The sequence below is a fragment of the Phenylobacterium kunshanense genome (assembly GCF_003254525.1).
GTDB classification, from domain to species: Bacteria; Pseudomonadota; Alphaproteobacteria; order Caulobacterales; family Caulobacteraceae; genus Phenylobacterium; species Phenylobacterium kunshanense.
The window spans coordinates 121956-143550 of sequence record NZ_QFYS01000003.1; the positions used below are offsets into that span (position 1 = coordinate 121956).

Here is a 21595-nt window from a genome sequence, read left to right on the forward strand (position 1 = left end):
CTCTTGCGCCTCAGCCGATGAACAGCCGCCCATCCGGAGCCTCCGGGTGGCTGCGCACAACTCCGGCGCGAGTTGGCTCGCGGTCGAGGTCGTCCAGGGCCGAGGCGGCCGCTCGGGCGACGAGGCGCAGCAGGACGGGCTCCAGTCCGGCGATCACCGAAACCGCGTCCGACCGGTCCAGGGGAAGGCTCCGTGCCGCCACATCCACCAGATGGCTGGCGAAGGCGTGAAGCCAGGCGGTCAGGGCGGGTTCGAGGGGCACTCCGGCGGCGCCGGCCGTGGCGCCGAGCGCGACGGGATAGGCCGCCTCGGCCAGCGGCGGCGGACTCCAGGCCGACACCGCCTCCAGGAAGGCCTTGCCCTGGCTCAGCATTTCGCGGCGGCGCTCGGCGTCCGGGGCGAGGGCGGCGGCCAGGTCCGAAATATCGTCGAGGGCGGTGGCGTCCTCGGCTGTCGCGGCGATCCAGGCCGCCTTGAACAGCACCGCGTCGTTCCAGGCCCCACGCTCCAGCACGATGCCGATCCAGGCCGAGAGGTTCTCTGCGTCCCGCACCTCGGCCGCACGGATCGCCGCTTCGAGGTCGCGGGCAGGGCCGGACGACCCGCCGGGAACGGCCGGCGACAGCCAGGTGAGCAGACGCAGGAGGCGGGCTTCGGTGGGCATCACGGGACGAGCCTGAGGCGGTCCCGTGGGGTGTCCAGACAACCTTGGCGGGCGCGGACCGATCGAGGCCGGGCGCCTGTTTTTTAGGCTGCCTTCCTCACGCGCCGGGGGGCTGGCCTCCGGTGTGGGCATAGGTCTTGTTGGTGATCTGCCAGCGGCCGCCGACCTTCGCGACCGAGAAGTAGTCGACGAAGTCGCAGCCCATGTAGTCGGTCTCGACCAGCACCGCGACGCCGGCGTCGCCGGCCAGGTCGATGCTGCGCACGTAGGTCTGGTAGTTCGGCCCGGCCATTCCCGGCTGCTTCTCGATCATCGCGAAGAAGTCGGTGATGGGGATGTAGGTCTCCATCGGCCCGATGTGGCCCATCATCCGGGCGTCCGGATGAAAGGCCTGCTTGAGCTTGCCGACGTCGCCGTTCGCGCCGTCGATGTAGAGCTGGATCAGGCTGCGGACCTCTTCCAGGTCCTTGATGTGGCTTTCCATGGTTCTCCCCCAGTCTTCGCTGCATGGGCCGTCCCTGAAGGCCGGGCGTCAAGCCGTCCGGCAGGGGCTGTTTCAGGAATTGTTGCCAACTCCGCGCGCCAGGATCACTCTTCGATCTCAAAGGCCCTGCGCCGGCGAGCCCGCGCGGGGCCTTTTCGACTCTGGAGGCCTGCCGATCCATGTCCGGCAACAGGACGTCGCATATCCGGCTCACATCGCACCCCGGCGCGGGCGCGGCGAGCCGCTTTCCGATCCAGTGGGACGCGCCCACGGCGCGCGAGCGGGGGCCCGTCGTCGCCACCGCCAACGCGGGGTCCGACCGCAACGCCATCGGCGCGCACGGCGGCGCCTATTCGGTCTATCGCGCGCTCGCGGTGGCGTCCGGCGCCATGGACCCGATGGTGCGGCCCGAGTTGGTCAACACCCATCCGGTCGTCCCCATCGGCCCGCACCCGCAGTGGAGCGAGGCTGGCCGGATCGTCTCGCTCGATCCCTGGGGCGCGCGCATCGCCGAGGACTTCGCCGCCGAGATCGCCGAGGGCGTGGACATCCGACCCACCATCGCCGTGACCAAGGCGCGCATCGACCTGCCCGAGATCCACGCGGCGATCCGCGCCGGCCGGCTGAAGCCTGACGGCCAGGTGCTGCACGACACCGGCGACGTGGCGGTGACCAAGGCCGCCATCGACCCGGTCTGGCATCTGCCGGGTGTCGCCGCGCGGTTCGGGGTGGATGAGCAGACGCTGCGCCGGACGCTCTTCGAGCAGACCGGCGGCATGTACCCCGAGCTGGTGACCCGGCCCGACATGCACGTCTTCCTGCCGCCGATCGGGGGGATCACGCTCTACATCTTCGGCGATGCGACCAAGCTGGGCGACCGGTCGGTCCCGCTGACCTGCCGCGTCCACGACGAGTGCAACGGCTCGGACGTGTTCGGCTCCGACATCTGCACCTGCCGGCCCTACCTGACCCACGGGATCGAGGAGGCGACGCGCCAAGCGCAGGCCGGCGGGACGGGACTGATCGTCTACAACCGCAAGGAGGGACGGGCCCTGGGCGAGGTGACCAAGTTCCTCGTCTACAACGCCCGCAAGCGGCAGCCCGGCGGCGACCAGGCGGCGACCTACTTCGAGCGCACCGAGTGCGTGGCCGGGGTGCAGGACGCCCGCTTCCAGCAGCTCATGCCCGACGTGATCCACTGGCTGGGGATCCGGCGGATCGACCGGTTCGTCTCCATGTCCAACATGAAGTACGACGCCCTGGTGGCGGGCGGCGTCGAGATCGGCGAGCGCGTGCCGATCCCGGCCGATCTGGTCCCGCCCGACGCCAGCGTCGAGATGGAGGCCAAGAAGGCCGCCGGCTACTTCACACCCGAGGGCGCGCCCAGCGAGGCCGACCTGAAGAAGGTCGTCGGCCGGGACCTGAAGGAATTCTGATGACGGCCGCCTCCGATGCCGATTGGCTCCTCACCGCCGGGGCCGTGCGCGAGACCGCGCGCCAGATGCTGCGGCTCGCCCTCGACTGGCAGCTGCCGGAATGGAGTGTCCAACCGGACCGGATGCACGCCGCCGCCGATCTGGTGGCCGACACGGTCCGGGCCAACTATCCCGACCTGAACGTGCCGTTTCACGCCCGCTGGCGCCACTTCGTCGTGGGCGGCCGCGACCTCTGGGCCGGACTCGAAACCCCGGGCGACGCCCAGGCCCGGGCCCGGGCCGCCTTCGACCTGGTGATCCCCTCGGTCCTGCTGGACGCTGGCTCCGGCCCGGGCTGGCGCTACCGCGATCCCGAGACCGGCGTGGAGCTCGCCCGGTCCGAGGGGCTGGGCGTCGCCTCGTTCCGGCTCTTCCAGTCCGGCGCGTTCTCGTCCGACCCGGCCGACCCGCTGCGGTCGGACGCCTTGGGCCGCGTCGACGCGGCGATGATCGCTGACGCTTTCCAGGTGTGCGATGACAATCTCCTGGCGGGCCTGGAGGGACGCGCCGCCCTGCTGCGACGGCTGGGATCGGTCGTCGAGCGCCCAGGCGACCTGTTCGACCTCATCAAGGCGCGCGCCAAGCGGGACTACCTCGCCGCGCCGACCATCCTCGAAGTGCTGCTGCAGACGCTTGGCCCCATCTGGCCCGGCCGGCTCAGTCTCGACGGCCGCCCGCTCGGCGACTGCTGGCGCCATCCGTCGATCGACGGCTTCGTGCCGCTGCACAAGCTGTCCCAGTGGATGGCCTATTCCCTCATCGAGCCGCTGGAAGCCGCGGGCCTGAAGATCGTCGACCTCGACGGTCTCACCGGTCTCGCCGAATACCGCAACGGCGGCCTGTTCGTGGATACGGGTGTGATCGTCCTTCGGAATCCCGACGACACGCGCATCCGGCATCCCGTGGACAGTCCCACTGTGGTGGCCTGGCGCTCGCTGACCGTGGCCCTGCTGGACGAGTTGGCGCCGATGGTGCGCGAGCGGCTTGGGGTGTCGAAGCGCGACTTCCCCCTGGCCCGGGTGCTGGAAGGCGGAACCTGGGCCGCGGGCCGGCGGATCGCGAGACAACTCCGGGCGGACGGCGGTCCGCCCCTCGCCGTCATCTCGGACGGCACGGTATTCTAGGGGAGTTCAGATGCAGGGCGTCACCGTCGTCGACCATCCGCTGGTGCAGCACAAGCTGACCCTGATGCGGAAGAGGGACACCTCCACCAAGAGCTTCCGGGAGCTGCTGCGCGAGATCGCCTCGCTGGTCTGCTACGAGGTCACCCGCGACCTGCCGCTGGAGCAGGTGGAGATCGAAACCCCGCTTGCCACCATGCAGGCGCCGATGCTCGCGGGGAAGAAGCTCGTGTTCGCGCCCATCCTGCGGTCTGGCCTCGGAATGCTGGAGGGGATGCTGGAGCTGGTCCCGGCGGCGCGCGTCGCCCACATCGGGCTCTATCGAGACCCGGCCACGCTTCACTGCGTGGAATACTACTTCAAGGCTCCCGCCGACCTCGCCGAACGGGCCGTGGTGGTGGTCGACCCCATGCTGGCCACGGGCAACACCGCCATCGCCGCCGTCGACCGGCTGCGCGAGGCGGGGGCGAAGTCGGTCCGGCTGGCCTGCCTCCTGGCCTCGCCCGAGGGGCTGTCCAAGTTCCACGGCCATCACCCCGACGTCCACGTCTGGACCGCGGCCATCGACGAACGGCTGAACGACCACGGCTACATCCTGCCGGGCCTGGGTGATGCCGGGGACCGCATGTACGGCACGCGATAGCCGCGAAACCGGGCGCCCTGGGGCGGACATGCCTCAGGTCTGGGCGTTCGTCGGCAAGTTCGTGCGGCTGGTCGCAGGTCGATTGCCGCTGCGTCGGTGAGGGCGAACAGTGGGTCAGCCCTCTCGGGGCGTTCTCCTTCCTCGCCTTGCGGCCGCGCGGTCAACCTGCGCGGCCGCTCTTGTCTCTAGAGCACCGCGGCGATCTCGTCGGGCGTCAGGCCGGCCGCCTCCAGCACCTCGCGCGTGTGCTCGCCGAGCTTCGGCGCGGGGCGGGTGACCGGGGGCGCACCTTCGGGGAAGCGGGCCGGCGAGGCGGGCAGGCGGTAGGGCGTGCCCCAGCCGTCGTCGACCATTTCGAAGCAGCCGGCGTCCTTCGCATAGTCCGCCTCCGCCAGCTCGGCCAGCGTGCCCATGGGCGCCCAGGCCAGGTCACCGGCGGTCAGCCGCTCGCCCACTTCGGCCAGAGTCATCTGGGCGAAGGCCTCGTCGACCAGGGCGCGAACTTCGCGCACCGTGTCCATGTCCTCGATGGGCCACTCGTAGCGCGGCTCGGCCAACAGTTCGGGACGGTCCAGCGCGATCATGAGCTGGGTGAAGCAGTCGTTCGTCCGCGGCAGCAGCAGCAGCCAGCGGTCGTCCTTGGTCCGGAAGAAGCCCGAGATCGGCCCAGGCCGCTCGTCGCGCGGCTGGGCGGTGACCACGTGGCCGAGGCGAAGCTGGATCGCCAGGTCCCAACTGATGGCATAGGCGCCGGCGCGGAGCAGACTGGTCTCCACCAGGCGCCCCTTGCCCGTCGAATGCCGCTCGTGCAGCGCGGCGAGGATCGCCGAGACGGTGGCCAGGGCGGTGACATGGTCACCGAAGCCCGGGCGGGAGGCGAACGGCTCCTGGTCCGGTGGGATGGTGGCGTGGGCCACGCCCGAGCGGGTCCAGAAGGCGGTCATGTCGAAGGCCGGCGTATCGGCTTCGGGGCCGACGAGGCCGTAGCCGGTGACGGCGGAGTAGATGAGCTTGGGGAATTCGACCTTCAGGCTGTCATAGTCGAGGCCGAGGCGCTTCATCGATCCGGGGCGGACGTTGGTGACGAAGATGTCCGCGTCGCGCAGCAGCGCCTTCAGCGCATGGCGCCCTTCCGGCCTGCTGATGTCGAGGACCACACCCTTCTTGCCGCGGTTCTCGTTGGTGAAAATCGGATTGCCCGGGTTTTCGGGTGTGTCCGGGAAATAGACCCGGGTGGCGTCGCCGAGCGGGCTCTCAACCTTGATCACGTCGGCGCCCCAGTCGGCCAGCACGGCGGCGGCGCTGGGCCCGGCGACCCACGTGGCCATCTCCACCACCTTCAATCCCTCGAGCAACATTCCGGCCTCCCGTACGCTTTTGCGCCAGCTAATCGCGCGCCGCGCGCCAGGACAACAGAGTGACGTCGCGGCAGGCCCCGTGGAGGGCGCACAAAAAGTCGGTTAGATACAGCGGTATGGCCATGACACTCGACGACGGCGCGGAAGGCGGATCGAGCGGGCGGCGCGCGCCCACCCGCCGCTATGAGGCCCGGCGCAGCGCCATCGTCAGTTCCGCCGTAGAGGAGATGAACCGCAAGGGTGTGCGTGGCATGACCCTGGGCGACGTGGCCGCGCGGCTCGACCTCGTGCCGACGGGGGTCATCTACTACTTCCGCAACAAGGAAGAACTGGCCGCCGCGGCGTTCCTGAAGGGGATCCAGTCCTACGAGGCGCTGATCGACAGCGCGAGCGGCGAGGCCTCGGCCGAAGGGCGGCTGAGCGCCTTTCTCGCCGGCTGGTTCGACTACGCGCGCCGCGTCCAGGCAGGCGAGGCCGATCGGCTCCCGGTCTTCAACGACGTCCGCGCGCTGAACGCGCCAGTGGTCAACGAGGCCTACATCGGCATGTTCCGCCGGTTCAGGTCGCTGCTGGATCCGGCGCTGTCCCGGCCGCACGCCAACGCCCGCGCACACATGCTGCTGAGCGAGGTGTTCTGGATCCCGGCCTGGCTGCATCAGGCCGAGGTCGCGGACTACGCCCGGTCCGCCGATCGGATGGCGCGCATCCTGGCCCGCGGGGTCGCCAGCCGCGACGCCGCCTGGCCACAACCGCGGCCGCTACCGCTTGCCGCCGCGGGGGAGCCGGTCGCATCGGAGCCCTTCCTCCGCGCCGCCACGGGCCTCATCAACGAGGAGGGCTACCACGGCGCGTCGGTGGAGAAGATCTCGGCGCGGCTCAACGTCAGCAAGGGCGCCTTCTACCACCACAACCAGACCAAGGATGAGCTGGTCCTGGCGTGTTTCGAGCGCACGTTCGAGATCATGTGGCGCGCGATCCACGCGGCGGAACAGGCCGGTGGCTCCGGACTCGAAGTACTCGTCAGCGCGGTCGCCGCCCTGATCGAGCATCAGGTGAGCGGGGAGGCTCCGCTCCTGCGCACGTCGGCCCTGACGGCGGTGCCGGAAGCCCTGCGCGCCGGTCTGATGCAGCGCTTCGACCGCCTGTCGTACCGCTTTGCATCGATCCTTTGCGACGGGATCGCCGACGGCTCCGTCGCCCCGGTGGACGTGAACATCGCCGCGCAGATCATCACCGCGGCCATCAATGCGGCGGCCGAGCTGCACTATTGGACGCCAGGTGTCGCGCCGCAGGCGGTGGTCGCGCACTACGTGCGCCCCCTGTTCGAAGGGCTTTGTTCGCCGGCTGCGAGCTGAGCCGTACTATTCGCTCAAAATCGCGGCGCACTTTACGCGATCCCGGAAGTACCGGGCGCTCAAACGCATTGACGGGGAGTGGCTGGTCACGCAGGTTCCGCCACAACGACGGCTTAGCCGCATCCCCGGAGGAAGACTTTGTCCACCGACGCCCCGGCGCCGAGCACCGCGCGCCGCCTGAATTTCCCGACCCGGTTCTTCTATGGCTTCGGCTCGGTGGCCTTCGGGGTGAAGGACAACGGCTTCTCGTACTTTCTGGCCTTCTTCTATGCCCAGGTCATGGGCCTGCCCGCCGGGACCGTGGGCCTGGCCATCGCCGGGGCGCTGATCCTCGACGCCTTCATCGACCCGATCATCGGCCAATTGTCGGACAACACACGCTCGAAGTGGGGCCGGCGGCATCCCTTCATGTATGCGGCGGCGATCCCGGTGGCGGTATCGTACCTTCTGCTCTGGAACCCACCGAAAGGCTGGGAGGACGGGGCGCTGATCGCCTACCTGATGTCGACCGCGATCCTGATCCGATCCTTCATCAGCTGCTACGAGATCCCGTCGGCGGCGCTCGCGGCGGAGCTGACCACCGAGTACGACGAGCGCACCCGGCTGCTCTCCTATCGCTACCTGTTCGCGTGGATGGGAGGCCTTGCCATGTACGGCCTGGCGCTTGCCGTCTTCCTGCGGCCGACCGAGCAGTATCCGGTCGGCCAGTTGAACCCCGAGGGCTACGCCAACTACGGGCTCTTCGCAGGGGGCCTCATGCTGCTGGCGATCCTGGTGTCGGCCATCGGGACACACCGCCAGATCCCTCACTTGCGTGAGCCGCCGAGCGAGCACCTCACCTTTGGCCGCCTGGCCCGCGAGATGGTCGGCACGCTGTCGAACCGGAACTTCCTCATGATCCTGGCGTCCAGCTTCTTCCTCTATGCGGGGATCGGGCTGGGCTTTGCGATCAATCTCTACTTCTCGACCTACTTCTGGGAGTTCACGTCGGCCGAGATCGCCGCCTTCACCTTCTCCAGCCTGACCGCGGCCATCCTGGCCTTCCTGGTCGCGCCGCAGGTGGCCAAACGCTTCGACAAGAAGCCGGCGGCCATGATCCTGATTCCCGCGGCGCTGCTGGTGGCCATCGGGCCGATCGTGCTGAGGCTCCTGGGCGCTTTCCCGGCCAACGACAGCCCGCTGATCTTCGGGGTCATCTTCGCGACCAACATCTTCGCCGTCGGGATCGGTATCGTCGCCAACATCCTCTTCTCCTCGATGATCGCCGACGTGGTCGAGGATTCCGAGCTGCAGACGGGGCGGCGCCAGGAGGGGCTGTTCTTCGCCGCGGTCGCCTTCATCAACAAGTCGGTGTCCGGCCTGGGGATCTTCGCCTCGGGCCTGATCGTCGCGGCCATCAATTTCCCGACTGGCGCAAGGCCAGGCGAGGTGCCTGAGGCGACGGTCCGGGCGCTGGGGCTCGTGTACGTGCCGACCCAGGTCGCGCTCTACGGCGTCGCGACGATCCTGCTGCTCGGCTACGGGATCACGCGCAAGAGCCACATGGAGACGCTGCGCAAGCTTGCCGCCGCCGCGGACCTGGCGCAGGAGGGCGAGCCGGCTTCGTCCATCGGCCGGCTGAGCTGACCGATCGTTCAGGAGTATCCTTAGTGACCGCCGAAGAGCTGCTTTCCCAGGATTTTGGAACCCTGGCCGACGTCATCCGCGCCCACGCGGTCGAGCAGGCGGGCAAGCCGGCGCTGGTCGATGCGCGGCGCACGCTCACCTACGGCGAGCTGGACGCCCTAATGGATCGCGTCGCGGCGGCTCTGCAGCGGGACGGCGTCGGCAAGGCCGAGGTGGTGGCCATCTGCGCGACGACGTCGGTGGAGTATGCGGCCGTGTTCCTCGGCATCCTGCGTGCGGCCGCGATCGTGGCGCCGCTGGCGCCGTCGTCGACGCCTGAGAGCCTGGTGATCCAGCTCAAGGACTCGGGCGCCAAGGTCTTCTTCCTCGACGCACAGCTCGCCCAGCACATGGCGGGGGTGATGGACGAGGTGGAGGCCATCCGCGTGTCGCTCGACGGCTCGGACGCCGGCGCGCCGCTCGAGCGGTGGCTGGCGCCCGAGGGCGCGAAGCCGCAACTGCACGAGGTCGATCCCGACCAGGGCTTCAACATCATCTACTCGTCGGGCACCACGGGCGCGCCGAAGGGGATCGTCCAGCCGCATCGGATGCGCTGGGGGCAGGTCCGGCGCGGCGTCTATCCGGCCGACGCCGTGACGATGATCTCGACGCCCCTCTACTCCAACACGACGCTGGTCTCGTTCCTGCCGACGCTGTCGAACGGCGGCGCCGCCGTGCTGATGCCCAAGTTCGACGTGAAGCAGTTCCTGGAGCTGTCCGAAAAGCACCGCGCCACCCACGCCATGCTGGTGCCGGTGCAGTACCGGCGGCTGATGGAGTATCCGGAGTTCGACCGCTACGACCTCTCCTCGTACCAGATGAAGTTCGCCACCTCGGCGCCCTTCTCGGCCGAGCTCAAGCGGCAGGTGCTGGACCGCTGGCCGGGCGGACTGACCGAGTTCTACGGCATGACCGAGGGCGGCGGTTCCTGCTACCTGCAGGCGCACCTGCATCCCGACAAGCTGCACACCGTGGGCACGCCGCTGCCGGGCCACGACATCCGGCTGATCGGCGAGGACGGCAAGGAAGTCGCCCAGGGCGAGATCGGCGAAGTGGTGGGCCGCTCAGGCGCAATGATGGTCGGCTACCACAATCAGCCGGGCAAGACGTCCGAGGCCGAGTGGTACAGCCCGGAGGGTCTTCGCTACATCCGGACGGGCGACGTGGGCCGCTTCGACGAGGACGGGTTCCTCACGCTCATGGACCGCAAGAAGGACATGATCATCTCGGGCGGTTTCAACATCTATCCGAGCGACCTGGAAGCCGAGCTGGCGCAGCATCCTGCCGTGGTGGAAGCCGCCGTGGTCGGCGTGCCGTCACAGGCCTGGGGCGAGACGCCGGTGGCGTTCGTGGCGCTGAAGGCGGGCGTTCCGGCCACGGCCGAAGAGATCAAGGCCTTCGTCAATGGCCGGGTCGGCAAGACCCAGCGGCTGGCCGATGTGCAGATCGTCGAGTCCTTGCCGCGCAGCCATATCGGCAAGGTGCTGAAGCGTGAGCTGCGCGACGGGTACAGGACGCCGGCCGGCGCCTGAGCCGGCCGGGCCAGAGTTCAGATTTCGTCGGCGCAGACGCGGACGAGTTCCACGATCTTGCGGCGGATGGACGGCTCGCTGATGCGGGGGAAGGCCTGCACCAGCTCGATGCCTTCGCTGGAGCACAGAAAGTCCTGGGCCGCGTCGCGCTGGGCCGACAGCGCCTCTTGGTCGCCGAGGCCGTCGTAGAAGTAGGCCACCGGCGTTTTCAGGGCCGCGGCGATCTCCCAGAGCTTGGAGGCGCTGACCCGATTGGCGCCGCGTTCGTACTTCTGGACCTGCTGGAACGTGATCCCCAGCGCTTCGGCGAGGCGTTCCTGGCTGACCCCCATTTCCTTGCGGCGCATGCGGATCCGCAGGCCCACGTGGCGATCGACGGGATGGGGGCCTTCGCCCCGGGCGGTCTCGGCGTCACCGTTGTACGGTACGCCGGTAATCTCTCGGTCTAACAGCTTCGTCATAGCCCCTAACCAGGTGAAGCGGGGACCGCGCCACCCCCCCGGATGGAACAGCCCCCGCACCTGTACCTCCCCCGAGGTACGTCCACAGGTTGAGGTAAGGTGGGGCCTCTGGGAAACCTGCGCATACCCATTTTGGGGGTGTGGCGCGTTCTCGTTTCGGTCAGGCCGCGCCGCGCAGGGCCTGGACCTCCCGTTCCCACTCGGAAAGCACCCCAAAATCAGCGAGTGAGGCGAACAGCCGGTGCATGTGCGACTGATTGTCCAGCATGAACTGGACGATGCCCGGGCGCGCCAGGATGCGGGCGGAGACGATGTATCCGTCCTCCTTTCGTTCGCATAGGTCCTGCTTGGCCAGACGCTGCATGTGGCGTCTCACGGTCTCCGGCGCGATGCCGAGGCGCTGGGCGATGGCGGCGGTGCGAACGGCCCGGCGCTGATCGTCCGGAACAAAGCCTTGCTCAGTCCACTCGGCGTCCGCCGCTCCCCCCTCATTGTCGGAGAGGTGCTCGGTGTTCGCGTGGAACAGATCCAGCAGGATCACCCCGGTGACGACATCGCCGATGTGGGCGCCGATGGTCTCCGCCAACCGCAGCACATAGTCCGAAGACATTCGCACCACGAGACGGACCGGCGGGGTCTCCGGATCGAAGGCCGGGACAGCCGCACGCGGCAGGTCCTCGAACATGCCGATGGCGCGAAGGCGGAAGTAGAGGGCGCGGACCAGGTTGTAGTGCCCCTCGGCGACGAAGCGATAGAATGGGGAGCTCAGCGGGGCCGTCGGGATGATGACGCCGCGCGGCGTGGTTCGGATCGCGCCGAGCTCGGCGAGCGAGGCCACCCGTCGGCGCGTGGTCTCGAAAGGCAGGCGAAGCGAATTGGCCGTGGCGCTGACGCTGACCGGCCGACGCAGCTCGTCCGGCGGCGCTTGGTCCAGGGTGGCGTAGGCAAGTTGCAGCTCGCGGCTACGGCTGATCTGGGCGACATTCGCCTGGCTGATGGCGGTGATCAGCAGGCCGTCGACCACGTCCCGTCCGAAGCCGAGCATCTTGACGAGGTCGAGGGTGAAGCCGATGGCCAGGCGCGCCGCCACCCGGATCGTCGAGTGCGAGACGGGTCCTGACATCAGCGGTCTCACCCTCGAAACTTGAGCGTTCCAGGCAGCTTAACCACGTTTCCGCGAGTCTGGGCGCCCCTCTCGCCACGTCAACGGTAGCGCTCGAACCACGCCAGGATCGCGGCCGCTTTCGATGCCGACTGGGACGGCCGCGCGGCGATGCCGCCATGGCTGGCGCCCGGAACACGGACCAGGGCCGTCGGCACGCCGCGCAGTTGGAGCGCCGCGAAATACTGATCGGCCTCGGAGGGCGGGGTGCGGTCATCGTTCTCGCCGACCACCACCAGGGTCGGGGTTTTCACATTGCCGACCAGGCTGAGCGGCGACCGGGCCCAGTACCCTTGCGGGTCTTCCCACGGCATCTTCCCGAACCAGTAGCTGGCCATGAAGGTGTAGCCGTCGGTGGTCAGCACCTGGCTGGTCCAGTTGATCACCGGCTTCTGGGTCGCCGCGGCGCGGAATCGATCGGTCTTGCCGACGATCCAGGCCGTCAGGGCGCCGCCGCCCGAACCGCCGGTCACATAGAGCCGCTTGTCGTCGACGAAGCCCTTGGCCACGGCCGCGTCCACGACGCTCATCAGATCGTCGTAGTCGTGGCTGGGATAGTTACGGTCGATCTCGTTGGCGAAGGCCTCGCCGTAGGACGTGGAGCCGCGCGGGTTGGAATAGACCACCACATAGCCAGCGGCCGCATAGAGCTGGACGTCGGTCGAAAAGAACGGGCCATAGGCGGCGAACGGGCCGCCGTGGATCTCCAGGATCAGCGGATACTTCTTCGCCGGGTCGAAATTCGGCGGATAGGCGATCCAGGCGCCGATGGGCTTCTTGTCGTGGCTGGACGTCACCGGCAGCGCCTCGACCCGAGACATCGCCTTGCCGGCGAGCAGGCCGGCATTGAGATCGGTCAGAGTGCGCGTCTTGCCGCCGCTCCAGACCGCCAGGTCCGCCGGCCGGTTGGGTACGCCGTCGGTGAAGGCGATCAGGCCGCCGCGACCCACCGAGAACTGGCCGCCGGTGTACGGTCTGTCCAGGCCGCCGCCGCCGAGGCCGGAGAACAGCATCTCGACCTTACCGTCCAGGCCGACGCGGGCGACCTTGGTCTGGCCGTCGTCCTCGACCGAGACGTAGAGGTGGCGCCCGTCCGCCGACCACTGCGGGTCGGCGACGCTGCGGTCCAGGTCGGCGGTGAGGACGCGGGCGTTCTTCCCGTCGCGGTCCATCACATGGAGGCGCACGTTCTCGTAGCCGCGCCGCCGGGCGTCGTCGAAGCCGAGGTAGGCGATCTTGCCGCCATCGGGCGAGACCACCGGGTTCACGTCGGGCCCCACGCGGTTGGTCAGGCGCGTCAGGGCGCCGTCCGCCAGAGACACGGCGTAGATCTCGGACTCCTGCGCGTCGCGCTCCCAGGTCTCGGCCCGGTTGGTGGCGAAAAGCACCGACCGGCCGTCCCGGGCGAAGCTGATCGGCCCGCCGTTGTCGAACTTGCCGAAGGTAAGCTGGCGCGGCTGGCCGCCGTCGGCCGAGACCGTGAACAGGTGGCGGTAGCCCGGCTTCAGGAATCCCTCGCCGTCGGCGCGGTAGGTGATCTTGTCGATCACCTTCAGCGGCTCGGCCCACTTGGCGCCTTCCGGCCTGCGGATCGGCGCGCCCAGCGGGCGTCCCTCGTCCCCGACCAGCATGGTGAAGGCCAGGGTCTTGCCGTCGGGTGACCAGGCGATGTCGTTGGGCGCCTGCTCCAGGGTCGCGACCCGCGCCGAACGGCCCGTGGCCATCCAGCGGACGTAGAGCTGCGCCCCGCCCGGGCCGGCGGCGATGTAGGCTAGACGCGAGCCGTCGGGGGACCAGCGCGGCGCCAGGTAGTTGGCCTCGCCGGCTTCCAGCGGGGTCTGGGCCCCCGTCTTGGCGTCGACCAGCCAGATCGAGCGCTGGGCGCGGTCGGTCATGATGTCATTGGCGGCGCGCACGTAGGCGATGCTCCCGCCGTCCGGGCGCACCTGGGGATCCGACGCCTGGGCGAGCCCGAACAGGTCGCGGGCGCTAAACACCTTGGTGGGCGCTTCGGAAACCTGAGCGGTCGCGGGCAGCCCGCCCGCAAGCGCCATAACCATCGCCATCGTCGCCAGACGCATGCCGCACTCTCCGAATTCTACCTTCGCGCGCAGATGAGGGGCGCGGCGGAGCTTTGTCTAGCCAGCGGGATGCCGGGTCGCTGCGCCCTCTCAGGTCCGACCGGCTGTCGCCTTGGTCAACGCCAGCGGTATGAGGCGATCCAGCTGCGCGATGACGGCTTCGTAGGCGGCCATGGGTTTGCCCCAGGCGTCAGGAATCTGTTCGTCGGCGCCGATCGCGTAGCTCGCGAGCGTGAAGGTCTTGGTGGCTGCATATGGCGCCAGGGCCCGTACGCCTGCCACATGATCGGTCGTCATCGTGAGAATGAGGTCGGCGTGGACGATGTCGCCGGGCTCGAGATGGCGCGCACGATGGCCGGCCACGTCGATTCCTCGATTCATCAACAGGATCTTGGCGTTGGCTTCCGCCCTTTCATCGAAGGGATCGGGGTTCAGTCCGCGTGAGATCAGCGCGACGGGCAGACTGCGCCTCGCCGCCTCGGCCCTCGCCAGGACTTCCGCCATCAGGCCGCGCCCGGTGTTGCCGGTGTCGACAAATGCGATCTTCACGGGCTCGGCGGCCCAGCAGGGGAGGGGGGCAGCCACTGCGGACAGCCCCATGAGCAGATGACGACGGTTGAGCATGGCGAGGAGCCTCGTTGGCGCGGGGTGGCGGGTCCAGCCCATTCCGCCGGTGGGCGGGTTCGTTGTGGCGCGAGCCCAGGTTTCACGCTGGCCTGACTGCGCGGCGCCTGTTCGTTCGACTTCCACTGGCGGCTATCGGCGTCCCCCACGTCAGCCCGCTTAGGCTGCGTCAGCCGCGAAACGGCGGGCAACAACGATACGGAGGGAACCCACATGAGCGACATCCTCGATCTGGGCGGGCGGGTCGCCCTGGTGACGGGCGCAGGGCAGGGCGTGGGGCGGCAGGTCGCCCTGCAGCTGGCGGACGCCAAGAACAGCGGCGGCGTGGTCGTGAACGACTATGTGCTGGAGCGGGCGGAGGCGGTGGCCGAGGAGATTCGCGCCGCGGGTGGCAAGGCGATCGCCCTGCAGTGCGACGTGTCTGACCACGCCGCGGTCAAGGAAATGGTCGCCAAGGCGGCCGCCGACCTGGGCGTCGTCGGCATCCTGGTCAACAACGCGGGCAACTCCGGCGCCAATCCCTCGCCCGAGCTGGGCAAGCCGTTCTGGGAGACCAGCCCCGAGGTCTGGAACAGCTTCATCGGCGTCAATCTCTACGGCGTGATGAACTGCACCGCAGCGGTGATCCCCGGGATGCTGCAGCGCCAGGCGCCGGGCCGGATCATCACCGTGATCTCTGACGCCAGCCGCTGGGGGGACGCGGGCCTGGAGATCTATGCCGGCGCCAAGGCCGGCGCGGCGGGCTTCATGCGTTCGGTGGCGCGGTCGCTGGGCCGCTACGGGATCACCGCGAACTCGGTGGCGATCGCGCTGACGGCCACCCCGGCGGTGCGCCGGACCCTGGAGGGCGACCCCGAGCGCCTGAAGCGGACGCTGGAAAAATACATCATCCGTCGTCCCGGGCAGCCGGACGACATCGCCAACATGGTGCAGTTCCTGGCCTCGGACGCCTCGAGCTGGATCACGGGGCAGGTCTACCCGGTGAACGGCGGCTTCTCGTTCGCGCTCTGACGCGGGCGGACCGGGGCTGGCCGATGGGCGAGGGGATCGCTACATCGGCCGGCATGGCCGAAGCTTTCAACGACCTCGCCCTGCCCGCCGAGAAGGCCGCGCGCTACGCCACCGTGGCCGAGGAGATCGCCTCGGTGCTGGACGGAGAGCCGAACGTCACCGCGCGGATGGCGACGGTGGCCTCGATGCTGGCCAACAGCTTCGACCACTTCTTCTGGACCGGGTTCTACGTGGTGGACCCGGCGAAGGGGGACGAGCTGGTGGTGGGGCCGTACCAGGGAACCCTGGGCTGCCTGCGGATCGCGTTCGGGCGCGGCGTCTGCGGCACGGCGGCGGCGCGGCGGGAGACCCAGGTGGTGGAGGACGTCCACGCCTTTCCCGGCCACATCGCCTGCGACAGCCGCTCGGCGAGCGAGATCGTCGTGCCGGTGATCGACGCGGACGGCGAGCTGATCGCCGTGTTCGACGTGGATTCCGAGCGCCCGGCGGCGTTCGATGCGGTCGACCGAAACTGGCTGGAGCGCATCCTCAGGGCGACGTTCGGATGAGCGTTCGGCGCCCCAACGTAAGGTGACGCCCGCGTCACCTCCGTTGTCTTACGCAGGGGCGCCCCGCTAAGACCCGCTGCGACGCGCCCTGCGAGGCGCAGAGAGCATGCGCTAGCAAGTCTGGGAGCTTTGAGATGGCCGAAGCCTATATCGTCGCCGCAACCCGCACCGCCGGTGGCCGCAAGGGCGGCCGCGTTCGCGGTTGGCACCCCTCCGACCTGGGCGGCGCCGTCCTGAACGAGCTGCTCGACCGGACCGGCGTCGATCCGGCCGTGATCGAGGACGTGGTCATGGGCTGCGTGATGCAGGTGGGCGAGCAGTCGACCAACATCGCGCGCAACGCGGTGCTGTCCTCGCGCCTGCCGGAAAGCGTGCCGGCGACCTCGGTCGACCGTCAGTGCGGCTCCTCGCAGCAGGCCCTTCAGTTCGCCGCCCAGGCGGTGATGGCCGGCACCATGGACGTGGTGATCGCGGCGGGCGTCGAGAGCATGACCCGCGTGCCGATGGGCCTGTCGGTCAGCCTGGCCGCCAAGGAAGGCTTCGGCGTTCCCAAGAGCCCCCGCCAGGAAGAGCGCTATCCGAACATCCAGTTCAGCCAGTTCATGGGCGCTGAGATGATCGCCGAGAAGTACGGCCTGACGAAGGACCAGCTGGACGAGTTCGGCTACCACAGCCACCAGCGCGCGATCGCGGCCACCCAGGGCGGCGCCTTCAAGGACGAGATCCTGGCCATCGACGGCCTGGACGCCGAAGGCAACACCGTGCGTCACGACAGCGACGAGGGCATCCGCTACGACGTCAGCCTCGAGGGCATGCGCGGCGTGAAGCTGCTGCGCGAGGGCGGCCGGATCACGGCGGCGACCTCCAGCCAGATCTGCGACGGCGCCTCGGGCGTGATGGTCGTGTCGGAGAAGGCGCTGAAGGAGCACAACCTGACGCCGCTGGCCCGCGTCCACCACCTGTCGGTCCTGGGCCACGACCCGGTGATCATGCTGGAAGCCCCGATCCCGGCGACCGAGCGCGCGCTGAAGAAGACCGGCCTCAACATCGACGACATCGACCTGTTCGAAGTGAACGAGGCCTTCGCCTCGGTACCGGTGGCGTGGCTGCAGAAGCTGGGCGCTGATCCCGAGCGCCTGAACGTCAACGGCGGCGCCATCGCGCTGGGCCACCCGCTTGGCGCCTCGGGCACCAAGCTGATGACCACCCTGATCTACGCCCTGAAGAACCGCGGCAAAAAGTACGGCCTGCAGACCATGTGCGAAGGCGGCGGCATGGCGAACGTGACGATCGTCGAGCGGCTCTAGGCTTCGACGGCGAATATCGAGGGGGCGCTTCGGCGCCCCCTTTTTTATTTGAACCACGGAAAACACAGAAGGACGCGGAAGCGGATCTGGGATGACCGGGCCGCCCCGGCGCCGTCTGTGTTTTCCGAATTTTCTGTGGTCTGAAAGCCTGCGGCGCTTGGTGAGGATGAGTCATGACGAGTCGGGTCATCGCGATCACGGGGGCTTTCGGGGTGCTGGGCTCGGCGGTCGCCGGGGCGGCACGCGCGCAGGGCGATGAGGTGGCGCTGATCGACTTCGCCAAGGCGCCGGCGGGCGCGGAGGGCGCGCTGGTGCTGGCGGAGGTCGACCTGGCCGACCCGGTGCAGGCGGCGGCGGCCATGGCGGCGGTCGGCGAGCGGTTCGGACGGATCGATGCGCTGCTCAACATCGCGGGCGGCTTCGTCTGGGAGACCATCGAGACTCAGGACCCCTCCACCTGGGCCCGGATGCACACCCTGAACGTGGTCACGGCCGCGAACGCCAGCCGCGCGGCGATCCCTCACCTGCGGGCCAGCGCGGCCGGCCGGATCGTCAACGTCGGCTCGGCCGCGGCGTTGAAGGCGGGCCTGGGGATGGGGGCCTATGCGGCGGCCAAGGCGGGCGTCCACGCCCTGACCCAGTCGCTGGCGGAAGAACTCAAGGGCGACGGGATCAACGTCAACGCCGTGCTGCCGTCGATCATCGACACGCCCACGAACCGGGCCGACATGCCGGATGCCGACTTCTCCGCATGGGTGGCTCCCGCCGACCTGGCCGCGGTCATGCTGTTCCTGGCGAGCGAGGCGGCGACGGCGGTGACCGGTGCGCTGATGCCCGTGACCGGCCGTGTCTGAGGCCGAGCGGCCGGGCCGCCTGACGAACAAGCCGATCTGCGTGGGGTCGGACCATCGCGGCTTTGCGCTGAAGACGCGGCTGGCGGACTGGCTGAAGACCCACGGATACGAGGTCACCGATTGCGGGGCGGACGGCGGGGCCGAGCGGGTCGACGCCATGGACCACGCGCTGCGGCTGGTGGACGAGATCAGGGCGGGGCGCTCCGACTTCGCCATCGGGATCTGCGGCAGTGGGCAGATGATGGCGATGACCGCCAACCGCTTTCCCTTCATGCGCGCGACGCTTCTGCACACACCGGCCGAGAGCGGTCCCGCGCGGGAGCATGGCGACGCCAACATGCTGGTGCTCGGCGCTGACAACACGGATGGCGCCGTCGCGGAGCAAATCCTGGAGGCCTTCCTGGCCACGCCTGCCCTGGGCGATCGCTATGCGGCCCGACGCGAGCGGCTGGCGAAGCTGGACATCCAGTCGCGCTGAGGCTTCCGACCGGTCGGCAATGCCTTATCAGATAAGGGATTGCGGCATTTATGCTGCAGTTGCGAGATAACTGGGTTGTGCGGTGCGGCGCCTTCATGCGTCCGTCACACGGCCACGCTAGGGCCGCCCCACGCGCATTCGCGTAGGGGATAGATCAATGACCAATTCACGTGCGCGGCTGCTGGCCGCGGCGAGCGCCGTGCTGATGGCCGGCGCGGCCGGGGCGGCGTTCGCCCAGGAGCCGGTGGCGATCGAGGAGATCGTCGTGACGGCGCAGAAGCAGCAGCAGCGGGCCATCGACGTGCCGCTGGCGCTGACCGCTTACGGCCAGGAGCGGCTGGACGCCCTGGGCGTCCAGGACTTCAACGACCTGTCGCTGTTCACGCCCGGCTTCGAGGTGCAGGACCAGTCGCCGAACAACCCCGGCTTCGTGATGCGCGGCATCACCTCGGACTCCACCGATCCGGCCGCCGAGGCGCGGGTGTCGGTGTTCCAGGACGGGGTCTCGATCTCCAAGGCCCAGGGCGCCTACGTCGAGCTGTTCGACCTGGAGCGGGTGGAGGTGGCCAAGGGGCCGCAATCGACGCTGTTCGGTCGCGGGGCCCTGATCGGCGGCGTGAACATCATCCAGGCCAAGGCCTCGACGGCCGGCGTGGACGGCTACGCGCGGTTCGAGGCCGGCGACTTCGACTACCGCATGGTCGAGGCGGCGGTGAACCTGCCGCTGGGCGAGCAGGCGGCTCTGCGCCTTGCGGGCCGGATGCGGGCGCGTGACGGCTATGTGGAGAACGCCCTGGGCGGCGAGGCCTTCCAGTCGGTGGACAGCAAGGCGATCCGCGGCGCGCTGCGGCTGGAGCCCGCCGACAGGATCAAGGCGGACCTGATCGTCAACTACCAGAAGGACGAGCCGACCGGCACGGCGTTCAAGTCGGGCGGGTTCTCGCCGGCCGATCCGGTCACGGGGCAGGTGCTGGGCGACCGCCGGCCGCAGAGCGCGGCCGCGCTACTGGCGCCGGCGAACTTCGGCGACGGCCGGGCGCTGGGGCTGGAGCGCGAGGTGCTGAGCTACACCGGTCTGGTGGAATTCAAGCTCACGGACTCGCTGACGCTGAACTCGATCAGCGCCTGGCGCCGCTACGACGCCGAGGAGACCTACGATCCTGACGGCCTCGGCCTGCCGATCCTGACGGGCCTCAATGATGCGCGCGGGACGCAGTGGAGCCAGGAGCTGCGGCTGAATTTCGACAACGGCGGCCGGATCCGCGGCTTCGTCGGCGGCGACATCTTCGGGGCGAAGGACAAGCAGCGCCTGCCGCTGCAGTTCGACGAGCGGATCGGGCTGGCGGTGCTGACCGGCCAGCTCAACGGCTCGGCCGCCGGCTCTGGCCTGCCGGCGACGACGGCTGCGCCCGCCGGCCTGTTCGCCAACACCGCCTTCACCGGCGCGCTGGTGCGGGGTCTGGTGGCGAGCCTGTCGGGCAACCGCATCGTCCTGACCCCGGCCCAGGCGACGGCCATCGCCGGCAACCTGCGCGCCGCTCACGTGGAGGAAGCCCGCAGCACCAGCGACCTGGATTCATTCGACGTGTTCGCCGACGTCACCGCCAAGGTCACCGAGAAGCTGGAGGTCTCGGCCGGGGTCCGCTTCACCCGCGATGAGAAGACCACGGGCTTCGGCTCGCGGGTCGTCGGCGGGCGCAGCGTGCTAGGCGGCGCCATCGGGGCGGCGCAGCTCGCCTCGGCGGGCACGCCGGCGGCCATCGCGCAGGCGCAGGCGATCCTCGGGGCGCTGCAGCTTCCGATCGTCCAGTCGATCCCTGAAAGCCAGCTTCCGCTGTTCGGCCTGACCTTCCAGCCCACCACGGGCGGACAAGCGTTCGAGCAGGATCTGACCGACGAGGGCGTCACCTGGCGCCTCGTGGGCCGCTATGCCGCCAGCGCGGACGCCAACCTCTACGCCTCGATCGCGCGGGGACGGCGGCCGGAGGTGCTGGCCGCCTCGGGCCCGGCGCTGCCCGGTTCGACCCCGCGGTTCGCCCGGGTGGAGGCCGAGACGGTCGACAGCTACGAACTCGGCGGCAAGTTCGCCCTGATGGACCGGCGCCTGCGCCTGGACCTGTCGGCCTACCGCTACGACTACGACAACTTCCAGACCGTGGAGCAGCAGGGCACGCTGTTCGTCACCACCAACGCCGGCAAGGCCAAGGCCTATGGCGTCGAGGGACAGGCGGACTGGGCGGTGACCGCCGACCTGGACCTGCTGGCCACCTACGCCTACAGCCACGCCCGCTTCGACGGCGGAGCCTATGACGGCAACCGCTTCCGCCTGTCGCCCGACCACTCGCTGTCGCTGGCGGCGGCGTGGCGGTTCCGCGGCCTGGGCGGCGAGTTCGAGGTGCGGCCCAGCTACACCTGGCAGTCGAAGGCGTTCTTCGACGACAACAACGACCTGGCGAAGTTCCAGCGGCCGCCCAGCGTCTTCGTGGCGGACACGGCTCAGGACGAGTTCAAGAAGGCGTACGGCCTCCTGAACCTGCGCGTCGCGTGGACGTCGGAGACGATGCCGGTGACGGTCGAGGCCTTCGCCACCAACCTGACGGACGAGGACTACATCATCGACGCCGGCAACACGGGCGACAGCCTGGGCCTGCCCACCTTCATCGCGGGCGCGCCGCGGATGGTGGGGATCGGGGTCACCTACCGCTACCGCTGAGGGCGGCGCCGGCGTGGCGGAGACGTCACGCCGGCGGGCTCTGTTACGTGAAAGCCGCA

At 69.3% G+C, this 21595-nt stretch carries 19 protein-coding genes; 12 read left to right on the forward strand and 7 right to left on the reverse strand.

The window, feature by feature from the left end; genetic code table 11:
* Positions 1 to 10 precede the first annotated feature (10 nt).
* The gene (locus tag DJ019_RS08665) at positions 11 to 664 is read right to left on the reverse strand and encodes an urease accessory protein UreF (RefSeq protein ID WP_165843947.1); all 654 of its coding nucleotides are present in this window, start codon (positions 662 to 664) and stop codon (positions 11 to 13) included.
* Positions 665 to 761: 97 nt separating this feature from the next.
* Positions 762 to 1148 (reverse strand): nuclear transport factor 2 family protein, encoded by a 387-nt coding sequence (locus DJ019_RS08670; protein WP_111275625.1) that lies wholly within the window; start codon positions 1146 to 1148, stop codon positions 762 to 764.
* Positions 1149 to 1327: 179 nt separating this feature from the next.
* Here DJ019_RS08670 and DJ019_RS08675 point away from each other — a divergent pair, with 179 nt between their 5' ends.
* From DJ019_RS08675 to upp, 3 genes are read left to right on the forward strand one after another with little or no spacing between them, the layout of a single operon-like run.
* Positions 1328 to 2584: a GTP cyclohydrolase II gene (locus tag DJ019_RS08675; RefSeq protein ID WP_111275626.1), complete on the forward strand. Its 1257-nt coding sequence runs from the start codon at positions 1328 to 1330 to the stop codon at positions 2582 to 2584.
* Positions 2584 to 3747 (forward strand): DUF1688 family protein, encoded by a 1164-nt coding sequence (locus tag DJ019_RS08680; protein WP_111275627.1) that lies wholly within the window; start codon positions 2584 to 2586, stop codon positions 3745 to 3747. Before DJ019_RS08675 ends, DJ019_RS08680 begins: the two co-directional genes overlap by 1 nt.
* 10 nt (positions 3748 to 3757) lie before the next feature.
* Positions 3758 to 4387 carry a uracil phosphoribosyltransferase gene (gene upp, locus DJ019_RS08685; protein ID WP_111275628.1) on the forward strand — a complete coding sequence of 210 codons (630 nt, stop codon included), beginning with the start codon at positions 3758 to 3760 and terminating at the stop codon, positions 4385 to 4387.
* 185 nt (positions 4388 to 4572) lie between these two features.
* Here upp and DJ019_RS08690 read toward each other — a convergent pair whose 3' ends face one another.
* Complete coding sequence (locus DJ019_RS08690; protein WP_240606421.1) at positions 4573 to 5745, reverse strand: CaiB/BaiF CoA transferase family protein; 1173 nt, start codon at positions 5743 to 5745, stop codon at positions 4573 to 4575.
* A 122-nt stretch (positions 5746 to 5867) separates the two neighbouring features.
* Here DJ019_RS08690 and DJ019_RS08695 point away from each other — a divergent pair, with 122 nt between their 5' ends.
* The 3 genes from DJ019_RS08695 to DJ019_RS08705 all read left to right on the forward strand — a co-directional run bounded on the left by DJ019_RS08695 (position 5868) and on the right by DJ019_RS08705 (position 10297).
* Complete coding sequence (locus DJ019_RS08695; RefSeq protein WP_165843948.1) at positions 5868 to 7100, forward strand: TetR/AcrR family transcriptional regulator; 1233 nt, start codon at positions 5868 to 5870, stop codon at positions 7098 to 7100.
* Between the two features lie 138 nt (positions 7101 to 7238).
* The gene (locus DJ019_RS08700) at positions 7239 to 8726 is read left to right on the forward strand and encodes an MFS transporter (protein ID WP_111275630.1); all 1488 of its coding nucleotides are present in this window, start codon (positions 7239 to 7241) and stop codon (positions 8724 to 8726) included.
* A gap of 23 nt (positions 8727 to 8749) precedes the next feature.
* Entirely contained in the window at positions 8750 to 10297 is a 1548-nt protein-coding gene (locus tag DJ019_RS08705) for a class I adenylate-forming enzyme family protein (protein WP_111275631.1), read from the forward strand.
* Between the two features lie 17 nt (positions 10298 to 10314).
* On the opposite strand, the gene DJ019_RS08710 is transcribed toward DJ019_RS08705, so the two are convergent.
* The 4 genes from DJ019_RS08710 to DJ019_RS08725 form a co-directional block, all read right to left on the reverse strand.
* A complete protein-coding gene (locus DJ019_RS08710; protein WP_111275632.1) occupies positions 10315 to 10758 on the reverse strand; it encodes a helix-turn-helix domain-containing protein in 444 nt (147 codons plus the stop codon).
* Between the two features lie 160 nt (positions 10759 to 10918).
* Positions 10919 to 11881 carry a DeoR family transcriptional regulator gene (locus tag DJ019_RS08715; RefSeq protein WP_111275633.1) on the reverse strand — a complete coding sequence of 321 codons (963 nt, stop codon included), beginning with the start codon at positions 11879 to 11881 and terminating at the stop codon, positions 10919 to 10921.
* 80 nt (positions 11882 to 11961) lie between these two features.
* Positions 11962 to 14001 carry an alpha/beta hydrolase family protein gene (locus tag DJ019_RS08720; protein ID WP_111275634.1) on the reverse strand — a complete coding sequence of 680 codons (2040 nt, stop codon included), beginning with the start codon at positions 13999 to 14001 and terminating at the stop codon, positions 11962 to 11964.
* 90 nt (positions 14002 to 14091) lie between these two features.
* The gene (locus DJ019_RS08725) at positions 14092 to 14625 is read right to left on the reverse strand and encodes an arsenate reductase/protein-tyrosine-phosphatase family protein (protein ID WP_165843949.1); all 534 of its coding nucleotides are present in this window, start codon (positions 14623 to 14625) and stop codon (positions 14092 to 14094) included.
* A gap of 213 nt (positions 14626 to 14838) precedes the next feature.
* On the opposite strand from DJ019_RS08725, the gene DJ019_RS08730 reads away from it, so the two are divergent.
* The 6 genes from DJ019_RS08730 to DJ019_RS08755 all read left to right on the forward strand — a co-directional run bounded on the left by DJ019_RS08730 (position 14839) and on the right by DJ019_RS08755 (position 21536).
* Positions 14839 to 15636 carry an SDR family NAD(P)-dependent oxidoreductase gene (locus tag DJ019_RS08730; protein WP_111275636.1) on the forward strand — a complete coding sequence of 266 codons (798 nt, stop codon included), beginning with the start codon at positions 14839 to 14841 and terminating at the stop codon, positions 15634 to 15636.
* 53 nt (positions 15637 to 15689) lie between these two features.
* Positions 15690 to 16184 carry a GAF domain-containing protein gene (locus DJ019_RS08735; RefSeq protein WP_111275916.1) on the forward strand — a complete coding sequence of 165 codons (495 nt, stop codon included), beginning with the start codon at positions 15690 to 15692 and terminating at the stop codon, positions 16182 to 16184.
* A gap of 134 nt (positions 16185 to 16318) precedes the next feature.
* The gene (locus tag DJ019_RS08740; protein WP_111275637.1) at positions 16319 to 17491 is read left to right on the forward strand and encodes an acetyl-CoA C-acetyltransferase; all 1173 of its coding nucleotides are present in this window, start codon (positions 16319 to 16321) and stop codon (positions 17489 to 17491) included.
* Between the two features lie 173 nt (positions 17492 to 17664).
* Entirely contained in the window at positions 17665 to 18345 is a 681-nt protein-coding gene (locus DJ019_RS08745) for an SDR family NAD(P)-dependent oxidoreductase (RefSeq protein WP_111275638.1), read from the forward strand.
* Positions 18338 to 18823, forward strand: a complete 486-nt coding sequence (locus DJ019_RS08750) for an RpiB/LacA/LacB family sugar-phosphate isomerase (RefSeq protein WP_111275639.1) — start codon at positions 18338 to 18340, stop codon at positions 18821 to 18823. The genes DJ019_RS08745 and DJ019_RS08750 overlap by 8 nt, the downstream gene beginning before the upstream one ends.
* A gap of 157 nt (positions 18824 to 18980) precedes the next feature.
* Positions 18981 to 21536: a TonB-dependent receptor gene (locus tag DJ019_RS08755; protein WP_111275640.1), complete on the forward strand. Its 2556-nt coding sequence runs from the start codon at positions 18981 to 18983 to the stop codon at positions 21534 to 21536.
* The last annotated feature ends 59 nt before the right edge of the window (positions 21537 to 21595 follow it).

Excerpts from the sequence above, each read along its gene's own strand:
- DJ019_RS08665 (WP_165843947.1), bottom strand. The coding sequence starts at position 664 with ATGCCCACCGAAGCCCGCCTCCTGCGTCTGCTCACCTGGCTGTCGCCG.
- DJ019_RS08670 (WP_111275625.1), bottom strand. The coding sequence starts at position 1,148 with ATGGAAAGCCACATCAAGGACCTGGAAGAGGTCCGCAGCCTGATCCAG.
- DJ019_RS08675 (WP_111275626.1), top strand. The coding sequence starts at position 1,328 with ATGTCCGGCAACAGGACGTCGCATATCCGGCTCACATCGCACCCCGGC.
- DJ019_RS08680 (WP_111275627.1), top strand. The coding sequence starts at position 2,584 with ATGACGGCCGCCTCCGATGCCGATTGGCTCCTCACCGCCGGGGCCGTG.
- upp (WP_111275628.1), top strand. The coding sequence starts at position 3,758 with ATGCAGGGCGTCACCGTCGTCGACCATCCGCTGGTGCAGCACAAGCTG.
- DJ019_RS08690 (WP_240606421.1), bottom strand. The coding sequence starts at position 5,745 with ATGTTGCTCGAGGGATTGAAGGTGGTGGAGATGGCCACGTGGGTCGCC.
- DJ019_RS08695 (WP_165843948.1), top strand. The coding sequence starts at position 5,868 with ATGACACTCGACGACGGCGCGGAAGGCGGATCGAGCGGGCGGCGCGCG.
- DJ019_RS08710 (WP_111275632.1), bottom strand. The coding sequence starts at position 10,758 with ATGACGAAGCTGTTAGACCGAGAGATTACCGGCGTACCGTACAACGGT.
- DJ019_RS08715 (WP_111275633.1), bottom strand. The coding sequence starts at position 11,881 with ATGTCAGGACCCGTCTCGCACTCGACGATCCGGGTGGCGGCGCGCCTG.
- DJ019_RS08720 (WP_111275634.1), bottom strand. The coding sequence starts at position 14,001 with ATGCGTCTGGCGACGATGGCGATGGTTATGGCGCTTGCGGGCGGGCTG.
- DJ019_RS08725 (WP_165843949.1), bottom strand. The coding sequence starts at position 14,625 with ATGCTCAACCGTCGTCATCTGCTCATGGGGCTGTCCGCAGTGGCTGCC.
- DJ019_RS08730 (WP_111275636.1), top strand. The coding sequence starts at position 14,839 with ATGAGCGACATCCTCGATCTGGGCGGGCGGGTCGCCCTGGTGACGGGC.
- DJ019_RS08735 (WP_111275916.1), top strand. The coding sequence starts at position 15,690 with ATGGCCGAAGCTTTCAACGACCTCGCCCTGCCCGCCGAGAAGGCCGCG.
- DJ019_RS08740 (WP_111275637.1), top strand. The coding sequence starts at position 16,319 with ATGGCCGAAGCCTATATCGTCGCCGCAACCCGCACCGCCGGTGGCCGC.
- DJ019_RS08745 (WP_111275638.1), top strand. The coding sequence starts at position 17,665 with ATGACGAGTCGGGTCATCGCGATCACGGGGGCTTTCGGGGTGCTGGGC.
- DJ019_RS08755 (WP_111275640.1), top strand. The coding sequence starts at position 18,981 with ATGACCAATTCACGTGCGCGGCTGCTGGCCGCGGCGAGCGCCGTGCTG.